Origin of the sequence: Collimonas sp. OK307 (genome assembly GCF_900113705.1) — a bacterium.
Lineage (GTDB): Bacteria > Pseudomonadota > Gammaproteobacteria > Burkholderiales > Burkholderiaceae_D > Collimonas.
The window spans coordinates 70261-87037 of sequence record NZ_FOQI01000007.1 but is presented as its reverse complement, the minus strand read 5'-3'; the positions used below and the strand labels follow the sequence as shown (position 1 = coordinate 87037).

The 16777-nt window shown below is 55.6% G+C and carries 19 protein-coding genes; 7 read left to right on the top strand and 12 right to left on the bottom strand.

The window, feature by feature from the left end:
• Positions 1-31 precede the first annotated feature (31 nt).
• The 4 genes from BM205_RS11175 to BM205_RS11160 all read right to left on the bottom strand — a co-directional run bounded on the left by BM205_RS11175 (position 32) and on the right by BM205_RS11160 (position 1834).
• Complete coding sequence (locus tag BM205_RS11175; protein WP_092414582.1) at positions 32-622, bottom strand: chemotaxis protein CheW; 591 nt, start codon at positions 620-622, stop codon at positions 32-34.
• Positions 623-685: 63 nt separating this feature from the next.
• The gene (locus BM205_RS11170) at positions 686-1051 is read right to left on the bottom strand and encodes a response regulator (protein ID WP_038485766.1); all 366 of its coding nucleotides are present in this window, start codon (positions 1049-1051) and stop codon (positions 686-688) included.
• 53 nt (positions 1052-1104) lie between these two features.
• On the bottom strand, positions 1105-1521 hold the full coding sequence (locus BM205_RS11165) for a response regulator (protein WP_092414581.1): 417 nt from the start codon (positions 1519-1521) through the stop codon (positions 1105-1107).
• A 160-nt stretch (positions 1522-1681) separates the two neighbouring features.
• Positions 1682-1834: a rubredoxin gene (locus tag BM205_RS11160; RefSeq protein ID WP_038495022.1), complete on the bottom strand. Its 153-nt coding sequence runs from the start codon at positions 1832-1834 to the stop codon at positions 1682-1684.
• 98 nt (positions 1835-1932) lie between these two features.
• On the opposite strand from BM205_RS11160, the gene BM205_RS11155 reads away from it, so the two are divergent.
• Both BM205_RS11155 and hemL read left to right on the top strand, forming a co-directional pair.
• Positions 1933-2784 (top strand): bifunctional hydroxymethylpyrimidine kinase/phosphomethylpyrimidine kinase, encoded by an 852-nt coding sequence (locus BM205_RS11155; RefSeq protein WP_092414580.1) that lies wholly within the window; start codon positions 1933-1935, stop codon positions 2782-2784.
• 61 nt (positions 2785-2845) lie between these two features.
• Complete coding sequence (hemL, locus tag BM205_RS11150) at positions 2846-4129, top strand: glutamate-1-semialdehyde 2,1-aminomutase (protein ID WP_092414695.1); 1284 nt, start codon at positions 2846-2848, stop codon at positions 4127-4129.
• A gap of 94 nt (positions 4130-4223) precedes the next feature.
• Here hemL and corA read toward each other — a convergent pair whose 3' ends face one another.
• The 8 genes from corA to mpl form a co-directional block, all read right to left on the bottom strand.
• The gene (gene corA / locus BM205_RS11145) at positions 4224-5189 is read right to left on the bottom strand and encodes a magnesium/cobalt transporter CorA (RefSeq protein ID WP_092414579.1); all 966 of its coding nucleotides are present in this window, start codon (positions 5187-5189) and stop codon (positions 4224-4226) included.
• A 113-nt stretch (positions 5190-5302) separates the two neighbouring features.
• Positions 5303-5998 (bottom strand): monofunctional biosynthetic peptidoglycan transglycosylase, encoded by a 696-nt coding sequence (mtgA, locus tag BM205_RS11140; protein WP_092414578.1) that lies wholly within the window; start codon positions 5996-5998, stop codon positions 5303-5305.
• Between the two features lie 29 nt (positions 5999-6027).
• Positions 6028-6867 (bottom strand): shikimate dehydrogenase, encoded by an 840-nt coding sequence (aroE, locus tag BM205_RS11135; protein WP_092414577.1) that lies wholly within the window; start codon positions 6865-6867, stop codon positions 6028-6030.
• Entirely contained in the window at positions 6864-7763 is a 900-nt protein-coding gene (locus BM205_RS11130) for a TonB C-terminal domain-containing protein (RefSeq protein WP_092414576.1), read from the bottom strand. The genes aroE and BM205_RS11130 overlap by 4 nt, the downstream gene beginning before the upstream one ends.
• Positions 7764-7871: 108 nt before the next feature.
• Positions 7872-9965 (bottom strand): ribonuclease catalytic domain-containing protein, encoded by a 2094-nt coding sequence (locus BM205_RS11125; RefSeq protein WP_092414575.1) that lies wholly within the window; start codon positions 9963-9965, stop codon positions 7872-7874.
• Positions 9966-10024: 59 nt separating this feature from the next.
• A complete protein-coding gene (locus BM205_RS11120) occupies positions 10025-10687 on the bottom strand; it encodes a chorismate--pyruvate lyase family protein (protein ID WP_092414574.1) in 663 nt (220 codons plus the stop codon).
• Entirely contained in the window at positions 10687-11283 is a 597-nt protein-coding gene (locus BM205_RS11115; RefSeq protein WP_092414573.1) for a YqiA/YcfP family alpha/beta fold hydrolase, read from the bottom strand. Before BM205_RS11115 ends, BM205_RS11120 begins: the two co-directional genes overlap by 1 nt.
• Positions 11280-12692, bottom strand: a complete 1413-nt coding sequence (gene mpl, locus BM205_RS11110) for a UDP-N-acetylmuramate:L-alanyl-gamma-D-glutamyl-meso-diaminopimelate ligase (protein WP_092414572.1) — start codon at positions 12690-12692, stop codon at positions 11280-11282. Before mpl ends, BM205_RS11115 begins: the two co-directional genes overlap by 4 nt.
• 196 nt (positions 12693-12888) lie before the next feature.
• Between mpl and BM205_RS11105 the strand changes: the two genes are divergently transcribed.
• From BM205_RS11105 to accC, 5 genes are all read left to right on the top strand, one after another.
• Positions 12889-13542, top strand: a complete 654-nt coding sequence (locus tag BM205_RS11105) for a hypothetical protein (RefSeq protein ID WP_092414571.1) — start codon at positions 12889-12891, stop codon at positions 13540-13542.
• On the top strand, positions 13542-14063 hold the full coding sequence (locus BM205_RS11100; RefSeq protein WP_092414570.1) for a TlpA disulfide reductase family protein: 522 nt from the start codon (positions 13542-13544) through the stop codon (positions 14061-14063). The genes BM205_RS11105 and BM205_RS11100 overlap by 1 nt, the downstream gene beginning before the upstream one ends.
• Positions 14064-14192: 129 nt before the next feature.
• Positions 14193-14630 carry a type II 3-dehydroquinate dehydratase gene (aroQ, locus tag BM205_RS11095; RefSeq protein WP_092414569.1) on the top strand — a complete coding sequence of 146 codons (438 nt, stop codon included), beginning with the start codon at positions 14193-14195 and terminating at the stop codon, positions 14628-14630.
• Positions 14631-14745: 115 nt separating this feature from the next.
• On the top strand, positions 14746-15207 hold the full coding sequence (accB, locus tag BM205_RS11090; protein ID WP_092414568.1) for an acetyl-CoA carboxylase biotin carboxyl carrier protein: 462 nt from the start codon (positions 14746-14748) through the stop codon (positions 15205-15207).
• Positions 15208-15377: 170 nt separating this feature from the next.
• Positions 15378-16760, top strand: a complete 1383-nt coding sequence (gene accC / locus BM205_RS11085) for an acetyl-CoA carboxylase biotin carboxylase subunit (protein WP_092414567.1) — start codon at positions 15378-15380, stop codon at positions 16758-16760.
• Positions 16761-16777 lie beyond the last annotated feature (17 nt).

Sequence of the window (16777 nt, the reverse complement as noted above, 5' to 3'; positions counted from 1 at the left end):
TTGCAACCGCAGTTGCAGCAGTACCTGGGACTCATAAACCTACTTGTAAAAAACGAGGGTCGTGCAAGATTTGGGCCATGCTCAGCTCGGTCCAGACCTGGGCGTCGCTATCGAGATAGCGTTTGGCGCCCGTCTGATCCAGCGAATCCGCGGCCTGCAAGGTCATCTGGGCGACGTTGCGCAAGCCCAAAACACGGGAAACCAGCAAGCCGCTGTTGAACGAAAACGTCGGTGCGAAAGCAACAATCCGGCACTCTTTGTCAATTTGCGTCACGCCATGGCCCTGAAAACGCGCAAAATCGATCACGCTGATCAGCGTACCGCGCACATTGCTCAGTCCCAGGTACCAGTCGTGGGTCAGCGGCACGCGTGAAATCTGCTCGACGGCGACAATTTCGCCGGCCTCTTGCAAATTCAACAACCAGCGCGTCTGTCCGATCAACAAGCCAAGCTGGTTTTCCTGCTCGTCAGTGCCGCTACGCGCAGCCTGCATCCGCTCCAGCAAGTGCGTTTGGAATTCGCGCAGCCGGCTGCGGCGCGAGTCGGCGTCCAGTGCGACCTTGTTGACAGGTAGCGACGAAGGCGATGCTTCTGCCGTCAGATGCGAGCTTGATTGGGTCATATTGATTGGGCGCTCATTTGGCGTGAATACAGCAACGTTAAATCCGGCGTTCGCAGCGTTTCATTAACCAAGCGCTGCAATTTTTGCCAGCAGTTCCTTGGGATCGATAGGTTTCACCAGGTAATCGCGCGCACCCTGGCGCAAGCCCCAGATACGGTCGGTTTCCAAACCCTTGCTGCTGCAGATGATGATAGGGATATCCTTGGTGTCGTCATCACGCGTAATCGAGCGCGTTACCTGAAAGCCGTTCTGGCCAGGCATCACCACGTCCATCAGGATCAGCTGCGGCTTGTCCGCCTTGATCTTGTCCAGGATGCCTTCGCCGTTTTCGGAAGTCGACACCGAATAGCCGGCCTTCGCCAGGATATCGGTCAGGAAATAACGCTCGGTTGGCGAGTCGTCGACGATGAGAATTTTCTGTATGGCCATGTTCAACCTTTATTTGCTTCGTACTTCAAATTATGTAAATCAGTTAACCCGCCTTAAGCAGTAACCGGGATAGCACCTTCCGCTGTCTGGGTGTGCTGGCGCACCGCCTTCAGCAGACTGTCTTTAGTAAACGGCTTGGTGAGATATTCGTCAGAACCGACCATGGCGCCGCGCGCGCGATCAAACAGGCCGTCTTTGGACGACAGCATGATCACTGGCGTAGCATGGAATTTAGCGCTTTTTTTGATCAAGGCGCAGGTTTGATAGCCGTCCAGGCGCGGCATCAGGATGTCGCAGAAAATCAGCGCAGGCTTGTGATCGTTCACTTTTGCCAAAGCGTCGAAACCATCTTCGGCAAGTACTACCTGATAACCAGCCTGGCTCAGGAAAATCTCCGCAGAACGCCGGATTGTGCTGCTATCGTCAATTACCATTACCTTCAGGTTGACGCCGCCAAGTGATGTTGTCATGAAATTGTCTCATTCAATCCAAATAAATCTACGGCGTCACTGTAACAAAGAAAGACATTCCTTAGAACAATGTTTCTTGTAGGTAGTCGATAAAGTTCAATTTATTTTGTAACTTGAGACGATAACTTGATATTCCTGCAATGAAAATGTGGTATTTGGCTTAAATCGCAACCATTTCAAAATCTTCTTTGCGCGCGCCGCATTCCGGACAAGTCCAGTTCATCGGTACATCGTCCCACAACGTGCCGGGCGCAATGCCTTCTTCCGGCAAACCGGCTTCTTCGTCATAGACCCAGCCGCAAATCAGACACATCCAGGTTTTGAACTCAGTTTTGGTAGTTTCGTTATTGCTCACAGCGGCGACCCTTCAATCAAGTAAAATGCAAAGTCGGATATCTTAATCTACCCGCCGTGCAAAACCAAACTTCTCCTCTTATATTGACCTTCGGCGTTGCCGACCCCGTCGGCGCTGCCGGAATTCAGGCCGATCTGGCCACTTTTTCCGCCATGGGCTGCCATGGCCTTTCTGTCATCACGTCTATCCTGATCGGCGATACCGCCCGTATCGAAGATACCCAGCAAATCGACGCCGACTGGGTAGCCGACCAGGCGCGCGTGCTGCTGGAGGATATGCCGGTGGCGGCCTTCAAGGTAGGCGCCGTGGGCAGTATCGAAAGCGTCTCGGTGATCGCCGAGATCGTCTCGGATTATCCTGAAATCCCGCTGATTCTAGACCCTTTTCTGTCAGCCATGCCGGATCAGGGGCAAGACAGCGAAGACTTGCTGACTGCAATCCGCGAACTGCTGATTCCGCAAACCACGGTGATGCTGGTATCTGCGGTCGAGTTGGCGCGCCTGGCAGAAACCTGGCGCGAACCTTCGTCCGAAGACATGATGAGCATCGATGCGATGCGCATCATCGAGCTCGGCTGCGAATACTTGTTCGTCACCGGCACGCCAACCTCGGCCGCCGAAATCGGCAACACCCTGTTCAATGAATCGGGCGTCGTCAGGCAAGACTCGTGGCCGCGCGTATCCGGCTCGTTCAGCGGCGCCGGCACCACTTTGTCGGCGGCAATTGCAGCGATGCTGGCAAACGGCCTGGACGTACCTGAAGCAGTTTCAGAAGCGCAGGAATTCACCCTTGCTGCAGTCACTGCCGCGCAACGGCTGGGAATGGGAAAACTGATTCCAGACCGCTATTTCTGGGCGCGTGAGGAGGGCCTGGAACGGCGTGACGAGGATGCCGGCGACGCTCTCTGATTTTTTGTTGCGCGGTTCTCGAAACAGCGCCTTACTCACTTTATTTCCGACGACTAAGTACATGACTTCCAATAACGATACCCTGTTCGCCCGCGCCCAACTGACCACACCTGGCGGCGTCAATTCGCCGGTGCGCGCCTTCCGCTCCGTGGGTGGCACGCCACGTTTCATCACCCGCGCCGAAGGCCCCTATTTCTGGGATGCCGACGACCGCCGCTACATCGATTACATCGGCTCCTGGGGCCCGGCAATTGTCGGCCACGCTCATCCGACTGTGATCAAGGCCGTGCAGGATGCAGCCGCACGCGGCTTGAGTTTTGGCGCGCCGACCCAAGGCGAAATTGAAATCGCCGAAGAGATCTGCAAACTGGTGCCGTCGATAGAACAAGTACGCCTGGTTTCCAGCGGCACCGAAGCCACCATGAGCGCACTACGCCTGGCGCGCGGCGCCACCGGTCGCGACAAGATCGTCAAGTTCGAAGGCTGTTACCACGGCCACGCCGATTCGTTGTTGGTCAAGGCCGGCAGCGGCTTGCTGACCTTTGGCAATCCGACCTCGGCCGGCGTGCCGGAAGATTTCGTCAAGCACACGCTGGTACTCGATTACAACAATACCCAGCAACTGGAAGATGCCTTCAAGGACATGGGAGACCAGATCGCCTGCGTGATCGTCGAACCGGTTGCCGGCAACATGAACCTGGTGCGCGCCACACCGGAGTTCCTGCAAACCATGCGGCGCCTGTGCACGCAATACGGCACTGTATTGATTTTCGATGAAGTCATGTGCGGCTTCCGGGTAGCGCTGGGCGGTGCCCAGGCGCTGTACGACATCAAGCCGGACATCACCGCGCTGGGCAAGGTCATCGGCGGCGGCCTGCCAGTGGCGGCGTTCGGCGGACGTGCCGATTTGATGGGCCATATGGCGCCGCTGGGTTCGGTATATCAAGCCGGCACGCTGTCCGGCAATCCAGTGGCGGTGGCGGCTGGCATGAGCACGCTCAAGCTGATCCAGGAACCGGGTTTTTACACGAACCTGACGGCGCAAACCAGCAAACTGGTCAACGGCCTGAGCCAGGCCGCCAAGGATGCCGGCGTGACTTTCTGCGGCGATGCGATCGGCGGCATGTTCGGTTTGTATTTTGCGGAAACGGTGCCTGGCACCTACGCAGCGGTGATGGCGTCCAACAAAGATCTGTTCAACAAATTCTTCCATGCGATGCTGGACGCCGGCGTGTATCTGGCGCCCTCGGCATTCGAGGCAGGCTTTGTATCGGCGCAGCATGACGATGCGGTGATCGAGGCGACTATCGCGGCAGCGCGCGGTGCGTTTGCGCAGCTGGTGTAATGTGGGGTGGGCACGAGTGCCCACGCCGATGGTTGCGCCATGGCGTGGCGCAGAAAATCCTGACCACGCTACTCCTTGTTACGCAAGTCTCTTTTTAATTCAACCAGCCGCGCCGACGGAAATACCAGAACGGCGTGATTGCTGAACACACCATCAAGACCAGCGCAAACGGATAGCCGAGAGACCAGTCGAACTCTGGCATGAAGCGAAAGTTCATGCCGTAGATGCTGGCGATCAATGTAGGTGGTAAAAACGCTACCGAGGCAACCGAGAATATCTTGATGATCTTGTTTTGATTGATGTTGATGAAACCCACCGTCGCATCCATCAGGAAGTTGATCTTGTCGAACAGGAAGGCGGTGTGGCCGTCCAGCGATTCAATGTCGCGCAGAATCTGGCGCGCGTCTTCAAACTGATCCACGTTCAACAAGCGGCCTCGCATCAAAAAACTTACCGCGCGGCGCGTATCCATCATGTTGCGCCGGATCCGGCCGTTCAAATCCTCTTCATGCGCCATGGCGCTCAAAGCTTCGGCCGCGGCCTGATCGGTAAGTTTCTTTTGCAATACGCGCTGGCTTACCTCATCCAGCTTCTTGTATACGCCCTCCAGGGCGTCCGCAGAATACTCCGCATCGGTCTGGTACAGATCCAGCAGCACGTCCTTGTAGTCGCCGATAGAGCCCGGCCGCGAGCGCGCACGCATACGCACCAGCCGAAACACCGGCAGGTCTTCTCCATGCACCGAAAATAATATATTGCGCGCCAGGATAAAAGCCACGGTGACGGTCGACGACGGGCCGTCGTCTTCTTCAAACAGAAAATCTGTGCGCAGGTGCAAGTCGCCGTTTTCGGCTTCGTAATAACGGGCCGAGGCCTCGATATCCTTGACTTCGTCTTCACCCGGTAAGGTCACGCCGTAAATGCTCTTGACCCAAGCCCGCTCCTGGTCGTTCGGTTCGGTCAGGTCGACCCATACCGGCTGCACTTGCTCAAGGTCGCTGTGACTCTCGATGTTGACTTGGCTGAGGCGGCCATTTTGTAAAACAAATACATTGATCATGCTTACCTCGGAGACTGTTTTTCAGAGAAGCTGCGGTTAAATTTGTTGCGTCCCGACAATCGTGATTCGCTATAATTTAAACAACTTTCGGCAGGCCCGTACATTAAGGCAATTTAAGGTAATTCAGCCGATCCCATGCGCCGCAAGATCAGCCCGGTGCGCTGCGACAGATATGCCGAGCCGCGATTCTTATCGTAAAAACGCGGCTTCGGCAGCATCACAGCGAGTCGCGCTGCCTGGCTGGCGCCGAGATTGCTGGCCGAGGTTCTAAAATAATGCTGGGCCGCCGCCTCGGCGCCGAAAACGCCGTTGCCCCACTCCACCACGTTCAGGTAAATTTCGAATATCCGTTCCTTGTCCATCAAGAACTCAAGCATGTAGGTGATGATCAGTTCCTGCCCTTTACGCAGATAACTGCGTTCACCGGACAAGAACAGGTTCTTCGCCAGTTGCTGGGTGATGGTGGAACCGCCGCGCACCACCTTGCCCTTCTTGGTATTTTTCTCGTAGGCCTGCTGCAGGGCATCCCAGTCGACGCCGTCATGTTCGGAGAAATTGGCATCTTCAGAGGCAATGATCGCCCGCTTCAGATTGGTCGAGATGCGTGCGTAGGGCACCCATTTGAATTGCAACTGCGCGTCAGGCACGGTTTCCTGCAACTCCGACAAGCGATGCCGCATGAAGCTGGTAGAGCTGGGGTTATGATCGACCCACCACCAGATCTGTACGAAAAAATAAACCTGCAGCAGCAGAACTGCGGCGATCAGCAGCATGCATATGCGCAGGAAAATTTTGCCGGCTGACTTCATCTTGATTCCCTGCAAATAATTAACAACAATTAAAGCTGCGCGCGCAAGGCGGCGAACACTTCGTCGGTATGCGGCCGCACACCACGCCAGACAAAAAACGCTTCTGCCGCCTGCTCAACCAGCATGCCCAAACCGTCACGCACCTGAGCGCCATGGGTTGCCGCAAACTGCATGAACACGGTTGGCTGTGCGCCGTACATCATGTCGTAGGCCAGCGTTGCAGGGCCGAATACGCTGGCTGCGATTGGCGGCAACTCTGCCTGCAAACTGGCGGAGGTGGCATTGATCACAAGGTCGTATTGCTCCTGTACGTCGGCAAAACCGCAAGCGCTCAATGCGCAATCGCCACCGTTATATTGCTGGAACTGCTGCACCAGCTCGAGTGCCTTGGTGGCAGTGCGATTGGCAATTGTCAGCTGCGCCGGCCGGCATTCCAGCAGCGGCAACAAGACGCCGCGCGCGGCTCCGCCTGCTCCCAGCAACAGGATTTTTTTATGCGACAGGTCGACACCGGCATTCAGCACGATATCGTTTACCAGGCCGACGCCATCGGTGTTATCACCTAATATTTCATCGCCATCGAACTTCAAGGTATTCACCGCACCTGCAGCTTTGGCTCTGGCCGTCAACTTGCTGGCAAGCGCATACGCTTCCAGCTTGAATGGCACGGTGACATTGGCGCCGCGGCCGCCTTGCGCGACGAATTCCCGCACTGTCGCGACAAAACCGTCGAGCGGCGCCAGTAAGCGTGCATACCGCATGTCTTGACCGGTAGCGGCAGCAAAGCGCGCATGGATGTCGGGAGACTTGCTATGCGCAATCGGATTGCCGATCACAACGTAGGCGGCGAACGAAGGTAAAGCGGTCATTGATTACTCCCACCCATCAGTTGCGCTTCCAGCTGCCCCTCACGGGTAAACTCGAAAGTGGAAATCACTTCCCACACATCGTCTTTGCCGCTGCTGCGCATATTTTCAGGGAAGCGCCCGAACGGTGCCGAGCGCTCAATAATTTTCAGGGTTGCGCGATCCAGGTCAGGATTACCGGAACCGCGCTCGATTCTTGGACCGCCCTCTCGCGTGTACAGCGAGCCATCCTGGTAAATAGGAATGTACACCACCAGCCTGCCGTACAAATTCCGGCCGTTCTTTTTCGGGAAATTCAAGGTGCCCAGCTTTTCGACCTTGTCCTGGAACGACTTGTAATAGGCGGCGTAGCCAACTGCGCGCGTGCTCGGGGTGATCTGGGTCTTTTTCGGCCGTTTGTTGTAATCGTCGATATTCTTGGCGATTTCCGCTTCCTTGCGGGCGATCGCCTTGGCGCTCTCGACCAGATCGCTGCCGGTAGGTTGCGGCGTGTTCTCGCTAGCCTTGTCGTGCAGATCCATGGCTGGCATCTTCAACGGCGTGTCCTTGCGCATTTGCGCCAGCATTTGCTGTTGCTGCTGTTCCAGCTGCTCGATCCGGCGCTTGGTAGCCTGCACATTGTCGCCATCTTCCGACTTGCGCATATCAGGCAGCGGGGATTTGGCGCGGCCTGCATCGGCATTGCCACCGCCATCCAGATTGGCTTGCGCCAGCGCTTCCGGCTTGACCGGCTTGGTATTGTGCTTGGCGTTCACCAGGATCACTTCCAGCGCAGGATCAGTGGGTTTCAGCTTGAACGCTTCCGGCGCCGCAAATCGGACTGCCAACAACCCTGCATGCGCCAGTACCGACGCTGCGATGGCGCCTACCAGGATTCGATTTTGGAAAAAGGATTTCACGCGTGAGCTAAAAGTCGCTATAAAAGAGAGGGATTCTACGACAAAGCGAGATGCCTACGGGAAATTTACCGTTGCTTTCTTCGCCCGTCGTGAAATTACAGCGACAGTTCATTCTGCCAGCGGTTTGGTCTCCTGGATGGTGCCCTCAAGTTCGACGACCGGAGCATCTTCGCTAGTTGCCTGATCCGCCGGCGCTACCTCGACCGCTGTCTCAACCACTTCATGCGGCATATCCATTGCGGCATCCAGCTCTTCAGAAATTTCATCTTCATCCGGCTCCGGTTGTTCAGCATCCGCGCTTGGCGCTGCGCAGACTTCCAGCAAGCGTGCCTCGACCGTCAAATCGATCTCGTCCCAACGGATGATATCCAGCTTGACCTGGGTTCCGCGCGCCAGCTGTTGCATGCCTGGCAATTTGATGATCAACGGAATCTCGGCCAGTCGCAGAATTTCATCTTTCAGCACAGCTGCCTCAACCTGGCGCGCTTGCTCCTGCTCCAGCCAACGCAGGCACCAATAACGTTCCATATTCGACTGGAAATCGCCATAGCCTGAATACGCGGCATCAAAACCGGAAACGATCGCAAACAAATCGGCGTCGCGCGGTTTGAATGGCGCTACCAGCGGTGCAGCGACGCCACCTTCGACGCAGGCCAGGATCTGCCACTGGTTGACCAGGTCGGTATAACGACGCAACGGCGACGTGCTCCACGCGTATTGATCGACCCCTAACCCTTGATGCGGCGCAGCGTGGGTAACCATGCGCACCTGCATCTTGGCCGTCCAGCCGCCGCTGCCGCCACCTTGCGCACGATAAATGCCAGGCACGCCATGATCGGACATCAGCTTACCCCAGCTGCTGTTGGCAAAAATCATCAATTCGGCGACGATCTTGTCCAGCGGCGCACCGCGCTTGCGGCGCGCGATGGTGACAACATCGTCTTCCACATAGAAATTGAAATCGACCCGGTTGTTCTGCTCGGGCCGCAAGCCGAAACTTTCGCGCTTGGCCATGCGGCCTTGCTCCAGCACTTGTATCCATTTCCACAACACGGCAATATCAGCTTTGTGCGGATAGTCGCCGGCGTCGTTGGCGAGATTTTCTTCTGTCACCAGATCGTCGAGCGTGTTGTGGCGCAGGTTGGCGGAAATCGGCACCAGTTCAGCCTTGGTTTCTGTGCTGATCACACTCCAGTCGGCAGGATCGAGCGTGGCGTACAGCGACAGCGCCGGACAGCTTTTCCCTTCGGCCAAGGTGAAAGCTTCTACCAGTTCGTCCGGCAGCATGGTGATCTTGTCGCCTGGCATGTACACGGTCGACATGCGCTGGCGAGCAATCGCGTCCAGCGCATCGCCGCGCTTGATGCCCAGGCCCGGGGCGGCGATATGAATCCCGATCCGTATCTTGCCGTCTGCCAGCGTCTGTACCGACAAGGCATCGTCGATTTCAGTCGTGGTCACGTCGTCGATGGAAAATGCCAGCACCGGCGCCAGAGGCAGATCCGCCACTGCAGGAATCGCGATCTTTGGAAATCCCGAACCTTTGGGGAAAAATTCCAGCAGGAATTTGGACAGATGCAATTCCTTTGGCGAGGCTATACCGCCGACCGTCAGCATCAAGCGCTGCGGCGAAGTTTGCAACTCATTGCAAGCGGCCTCCAGCGCCTTGTATTCGAGGCTATTCTTGTCCGGCTTGAACAAGAGCTGCAGCGCCAGCGGCTTCATCACATCAGGCAATTTCCCTGCCTTCAGCTGTGCGACGTATTCGGCCTGGACCAGGGCTTGCTGTCTTTTCTTTTCGATACCGGCCTGGGCTGCTTTCAGCGAGGCTTCCGGCGCGGCCTTGTAACGGCCCTTGCCCTTTTTATAAAAATAAATCGGCGCTGTGTGCAGGCTTAACAACAAACCCGCAGCTTCTGCCGGCAGCGGCGCATGGCCAAAATATTCCGCGCCCAGTTCGGCAAATCCGAACTCATCCTGGCCTGCGACTTCCCACAGGAAATCGAGCTCGATCTGTTGCGCGATTTGTTGCGCGTCTTCCAACAATTGCTGTGGTGTCGGCGTGGTGAATTGCAGCAACACGTCCTTGGACTTGACCTTGCTGCGTTTGCCCGATTGCAGTTCGACCTGATAGGCCTCGCCTTGCTGCGACAGTACGACACCTGCTTTAAAGTCGCCGGACTCTTCAAAAAATAGATTCATTGCATGCTTTACGTGTGGATTTCTGATGATACCGCTGCCAGCACTTCGTGCTTGTTTGTTTATCTTGCAGCGCCAAATGATAATAATTGATGAGCCGGATGAATATGCCTGGACAGATCAGAGGAAACGGAAAAATCGGGGGACAATAATTTTATGTCCGGACGCGCGCGCCGCAACTCCTCGATCTCGGGAAAAAATACTTCTGTCACCAGCATGACGCCGGTTTTACGGCGGAAGGCCGAGCGCCTAGCCCATAAAGGGTAAGGAAAATTGTCCTTGCCACTGGCAGCGCACATGCGCCGCACCAATGGATGATCGCCGTACAGCCGGGCAAATTGCAACTGGCCACGCTGCACCAGCGGATCGCCGAACAGCGTGGTGCCAAGTGAGCGCTCACCGAGGGTGCCGAAAAACGGCCATTCAGTGGTCGTCGCGTCGAGTGCCAGCACCGTGTGTCCCAACACCATGGGATGGTCGTCGCAGCGCAGCAAGACATCCCGCTCCTGCACTTGGAGGCGGCGCGGCAAGCCGATTGCCTGCCATTCCTCGGCCAGGCACATGGCGCGCTGCTGGCGCAAGCGCTGGACCCGAAATTGTTGGCAATGCGCCATCAGCTTATAGGTCAGCGAGACCCTATCGGTCAGCCAGTCGCGCAAATGAACGGAAGGATCGACGGCGTTGGCATGATCATGCCATCGGGCGTACGTACGGGAACGTGACATCAAATCCTCGCCGTCGATGCGGGGTCGATTGCAATCCCGCAAAATGCCAGCACCGTATCGGCATACTCGGCGAATTCGCTGATGCCATGATCGCTGCCTTGTATCACCAGCTGTCTCGCTTGCGGATAGTGGCCGACCATTTCTTGCCAGTCGAGCACTTCGTCACCAGTGGCGGCAATCAGGAAATAACGCTCCGGGCGGGTGATTTGTTCGATCTGTAAAGCCTGTAATTCTTCGATGTACTCGCGCTTGAACTCAAATGGCTTATCGGAATGATACTGGGTACTGACCCCGACATATTTTTCCAGGTCGCGCGGCGGCTTGACTGCCGGATTCAGCAACACCGCACGACAGCCCAGTTGCTCAGCCAGCCAGGTGGCGTAGTAACCGCCCAGCGAGGAGCCGATCAGGGTCAGGTCAGCCGGATCGCAATCTTGAAGGCAGCCGCGCGCCAAAGCAATCGCGGCAGCTGGTGATGCCGGCAGTTGCGGACACAGATATTCGGCAGCCCGCCCCAGCTGCTGCATGCGCTCGGCTAGCAGACGCGCCTTGAACGATTGGGGCGAAGAGCGAAAACCGTGCAGATACAAAATCATTGCAATTCCGGCAACGGCAAAGAAAGCGCAGTCAGAATCTTTTGATGGACGCCGCCGAAACCGCCGTTGCTCATCACCAGTATCTGGTCCCCCGGTTGGGCCGCCTTGACTATCGCCGCCACCAGCTGGTCGAGCTGGTCGTAAGTACTCGCTTTGCTGCTAAGCGGCTGCAAAGCTGCGGCCAGGTTCCAGTCCAGCGCGTCTTTTCCAGTGCCCCTGGCGCCATAGCCGAACACCAGGTCGGCCTCGCTCAAACTACCCGGCAGCGCTTCTTTCATGGCTCCCAGCTTCATCGTGTTCGAGCGCGGCTCCAACACCGCGAGGATCCGCGCCGCGCCTACTTTTTTGCGCAAACCGGCGACCGTGGTCGCAATTGCGGTTGGATGGTGGGCAAAGTCGTCGTACACCGCTATCTCGCGAACGCTGCCGCGCAATTCCATGCGCCGTTTAACACTTTCAAAGCGGGACAAGGCGTCGACGGCCTGCGCCGGCGGTACGCCGACATGGCGGGCGGCGGCAATTGCGGCCACGGCGTTCATACGGTTATGCTCGCCGCTCAATTCCCACTGCACCGTGCCCTGCGGTTCGCCATTAAAACCTACTTCAAAGTGGCCGTTGTCTTGCGTGTACAGCGACCAGCCCTGCTGGTCGTTATCACCGCCGAAAAATTCCTTTTCGCTCCAGCATCCGCGGTCCAGCACACGTTGCAATGCCGGTTCGCGGCCATTAACGATCAGCCGGCCGACGCCAGGGATGGTGCGGACCAAGTGATGGAATTGGGTTTCGATCGCCGCCAGATCAGGAAAGATGTCGGCGTGATCGTATTCCAGGTTATTCAGAATCGCGGTCTTGGCATGGTAATGGACGAATTTACTGCGCTTGTCGAAAAATGCCGTATCGTATTCATCGGCTTCGATAACAAAGAACGACGATGCCTCTGTGCCAGCGCCTGTCTTACCCGACAAACGCGCCGATATGCCAAAATTCATCGGCACGCCGCCGATCAGAAAACCCGGATCGTAGCCGGCATCTTCCAGGATCCAGGCCAGCATTGCTGAAGTCGTGGTCTTGCCGTGGGTGCCGGCCACCGCCAGAACCCACTTGTCGCGCAGAATATGCTCGCCGATCCATTGCGGACCCGAGATATAGGGCAAGCCGCGATTCAGGATTTCTTCCATCAGCGGATTACCACGCACCACAACATTGCCGATTACGTACAAATCGGGCTGCAAAGCAGTTTGTTCGACACCGAAGCCTTGAATCAGGGTAATCCCCTGCTCTTCGAGCTGGGTACTCATCGGTGGGTACACATTGGCATCGCAGCCGGTGACTTTATGCCCGGCCTGTTTGGCCAGCACCGCCAAACCACCCATAAAGGTGCCGCAGATACCAAGGATATGAATATGCATTCTTGAGTTTCACTATGCTGAAAAGAGGAATACCGTGATTTTACCTGAGCGGCCGCCGCACCCGGTAACAGGGCCTGGAAAAAGTAAAAAAGAGGAGGTAAGGCACTGAAAACCGGCAAACGGTTTCAAATTCTGCTTAATCCTGTATTTAGTGTATTCACGGACAGCAGAACGCGCGCGGTCAAATGGATTTATCATGCCGGTCATGACATCCAATCTTTCACCTGAACTAGAACAGCTGCGCGCGGAAATTGCGGCGGCGGCGGCCCGCATGATCGCCGAGGACGGCGCCGATTATGGCACTGCGAAGCGTAAAGCCGTGGAGCTGTGCCTCGGCAGCAAACGAGGTGGTGGGAAAACGCGCGGTGATTTCCTGCCTGATAACGCTCAGATCGAAGAAGAAGTACGTAGTTATAACGCACTGTTCTTTGCCGACACCCAACCGGCGCGCCTCTTGCATTTGCGCCGGATAGCCGCCGAAATCATGGGTGAACTAACGCAATTTAAGCCTTATCTTACAGGCGCCGTCCTCAACGGCACTGCCGGGGAACACTCGGATATCTATTTACACTTGTTTGTCGACAGCCCCAAAGACGTCGAAATTTTCCTTTTTAATAAGAATGTGCAATTTGAGCTGTCGACCAGCCCACCTCTTAAAACCGGTGGTAATAACGACCCGGTCGAAACTGTAAGTTTCATGTATAAAAAAGAAGGACTTCATCTCACCCTATATGAAACTGACGATTTGCGCGGTAGTATCAGGGCCGCATCCGGTAAACGGGCCGAACGTGCCGATCTTAATGCGGTGCTTGCATTGATCAATCCGGAAGACAATCAAAAAGAAGATTAATGAAAAGAAATATATTCATATTTGTGCCGATTGCCATTCTATTTTGCGTGATCGGCGTTTATTTTGGCGTTCAACGCCATACGCCGGCATCTCCTGAAAGCGTGGCGGTAGCCAGTCTGCTGGCCCAGGAAATACCTGACGCCAGTGGCAAGAGCACTGCATTGTCACAATGGAAGGGCAAACCCCTGGTCGTCAATTTTTGGGCAACCTGGTGCGCGCCATGCGTGGAAGAGATGCCGGAACTGAATGCCCTGCAAGCTGAGATAGCTGCTAAAAATATTCAAATCGTCGGCATCGGTATCGATTCCGCCGACAACATAGCTAAATTTGCAGAAAAGTACAAAATCTCTTACCCATTATATGTAGCCGGTACTGGCGCCACTGCGCTGCTGCGGCAGTTCGGCAACCAGAGCGGCGGCCTGCCCTTTACCGTCTTGATAGGCCGCGATGGCCAGGTAAAAAAAATGTATCTGGGTAGCATTAAATTTGACGAGTTACGACAAGACCTGGGATTGCTGTAGCCTTGGCGCACTCGGGAAAAATAATTAACATTGCCCCGCTGAAATTTAACAGAAACAAATTTCCCCTTGCCAGTCAGCGTCATTTGACGGCAAAATGCGGCCATCATCGTCAAACGGAGCATCATCTCCATGGCAAAAAATATACTTCTACTCAACGGACCCAACCTGAATTTGCTGGGTACAAGAGAGCCAGAAGTCTACGGTTCGACCACGCTCAGCGATGTCGAACAAGCAGCACGGGTCCAGGCAACTGCTGCCGGGGCTCGGCTTGAGCACTTCCAAAGCAATCACGAAGGCGCACTGATAGACCGCATCCACGCGGCCAAAACAGAAGGTGTCGACGCCATTGTGATCAACCCCGGCGGGCTTACGCATACCAGCGTGGCCTTACGCGACGCATTAACGGGAGTGGCAATCCGTTTTATAGAAGTCCACATCTCGAACATCCACCAGCGAGAAACATTTCGACATCATTCCTATTTATCGGATGTCGCAGTGGGTGTCATTTGTGGTTTGGGTGTGGATGGTTACCGTGCCGCAATTGATTTTGCCATTAAGAAACTCTAGTTGATAGCCTTGCAGTAGCACTGAGTCTTTGCAGGTTCTTTGCGACTGCGCTGAGCTGTCTGTCTGTCAAAAAAACGAAAATAGCTTTTCATTAATATATTCTGAAGGATTGCATATGGATTTGAGAAAACTCAAAACGCTGATCGACCTGGTCGCGGAGTCAGACATCGAAGAGCTTGAAGTGACCGAAGGCGAAAGCAAGGTCCGTATCGTCAAGTCGTCTGCTTCCCAGCAAAACCAGGTTGTCATGATGCAACCACAACAACACCCTGCCCAATACCAGGTAGCGGCGCCAGCGCAGGCACCAGTGGCTGCAGCGGCACCGGTAGAGGTAGTGCCGGAAGGCCATATTGTCAAATCGCCTATGGTCGGCACTTTCTACCGTTCGTCGGCTCCCGGCTCGCCGGCGTTTGTCGAAATCGGCTCGGAAATCAAAGAAGGCGGCACCCTGTGCATCATCGAAGCAATGAAATTGCTCAATGAAATCGAAGCCGACGTTTCTGGCGTAGTGAAGAAGATCCTGGTGGAAAACGGCCAGCCGGTCGAATTCGGCCAACCATTGTTTATTATTGGCTAATTAATACTAATACGTCATCACTGAGTAGTCTGCACGGCGGCATCCGCGTCATACGGATCTCGCCGTTCTGGTTGTTAATGCAGAGCCGTCTTCCGCAGTCATGCGAGGCCTGAGTTACCAACCCAATGCTTGATAACGCTTAACTTTTAGCGACGCATATACCAATTACTATGTTTGAAAAAATCCTTATCGCCAACCGCGGCGAAATCGCCTTGCGCATCCAACGCGCCTGCCGTGAAATGGGCATCAAAACCGTGATGGTCCATTCCGAGGCTGATCGTGACGCCAAGTATGTGAAACTGGCAGATGAATCGGTCTGTATCGGCCCTGCGCCGTCCAGCCTGAGCTATCTCAACATGCCAGCCATCATCAGCGCGGCAGAAGTCACCGATGCCGAGGCAATCCACCCTGGCTACGGCTTCTTGTCCGAAAATGCCGATTTCGCTGAACGCGTTGAGCAATCAGGCTTTGTTTTCATCGGCCCGCGGCCGGCGAATATCCGCTTGATGGGCGATAAAGTATCTGCCAAACAAGCGATGATCCGTGCCGGCGTGCCTTGCGTACCGGGCTCTGAAGGCGCGTTGCCGGACGATCCGAAGGAAGTCGTCAAGATTGCCCGCAAGATCGGCTATCCGGTCATCATCAAGGCAGCCGGCGGCGGCGGCGGACGCGGCATGCGTGTGGTGCATACCGAAGCGGCACTGGCCAACGCGGTCACCATGACCAAGACCGAAGCCGGCGCCGCGTTCGGCAATCCGGAAGTGTATATGGAGAAGTACCTGGAAAATCCGCGCCACGTGGAAATCCAGATCCTCGCCGACCAGTTCAAGAACGCCGTCTGGCTGGGTGAACGCGATTGCTCGATGCAACGCCGCCACCAGAAGGTTATCGAAGAAGCGCCGGCGCCAGGCATCCCGCGCAAGATCATCGAAAAAATCGGCGATCGTTGTGCCGAAGCTTGCCGCAAGATGGATTACCGCGGCGCCGGTACCTTTGAATTCCTGTATGAAAACGGCGAGTTCTACTTCATCGAAATGAATACCCGGGTTCAGGTTGAGCATCCGATCACCGAAATGATCACCGGCATCGACATCGTGCAGGAACAGATTCGTATTGCGGCCGGCGAAAAGCTGCGTTTCCGCCAACGCGATATCCAGCTGTCCGGCCACGCGATCGAATGCCGTATCAACGCCGAAGACCCGTTCAAATTCACGCCATCTCCTGGCAAAATCCTGTCATGGCATGCACCTGGCGGCCCTGGCATCCGGGTTGATTCGCATGCATATGCAGGCTATTTCGTGCCGCCGCATTACGATTCGATGGTAGGCAAGGTGATTTCTTACGGCGCCACTCGCGAGCAAGCTATCAGGCGGATGCAGATCGCTCTGTCGGAAATGGTTGTGGAAGGCATACAAACCAACATCCAGCTGCATCGCGAACTGATGATTGACGCCCGTTTCATCGAAGGCGGCACCAACATCCACTATCTGGAGCACAAGCTGGCCGAACGGCCGGTGGCGGCGAAAGAAACGGATAAGGCAGTAAAGAAATAAGCGCGTAAAGAAATAAG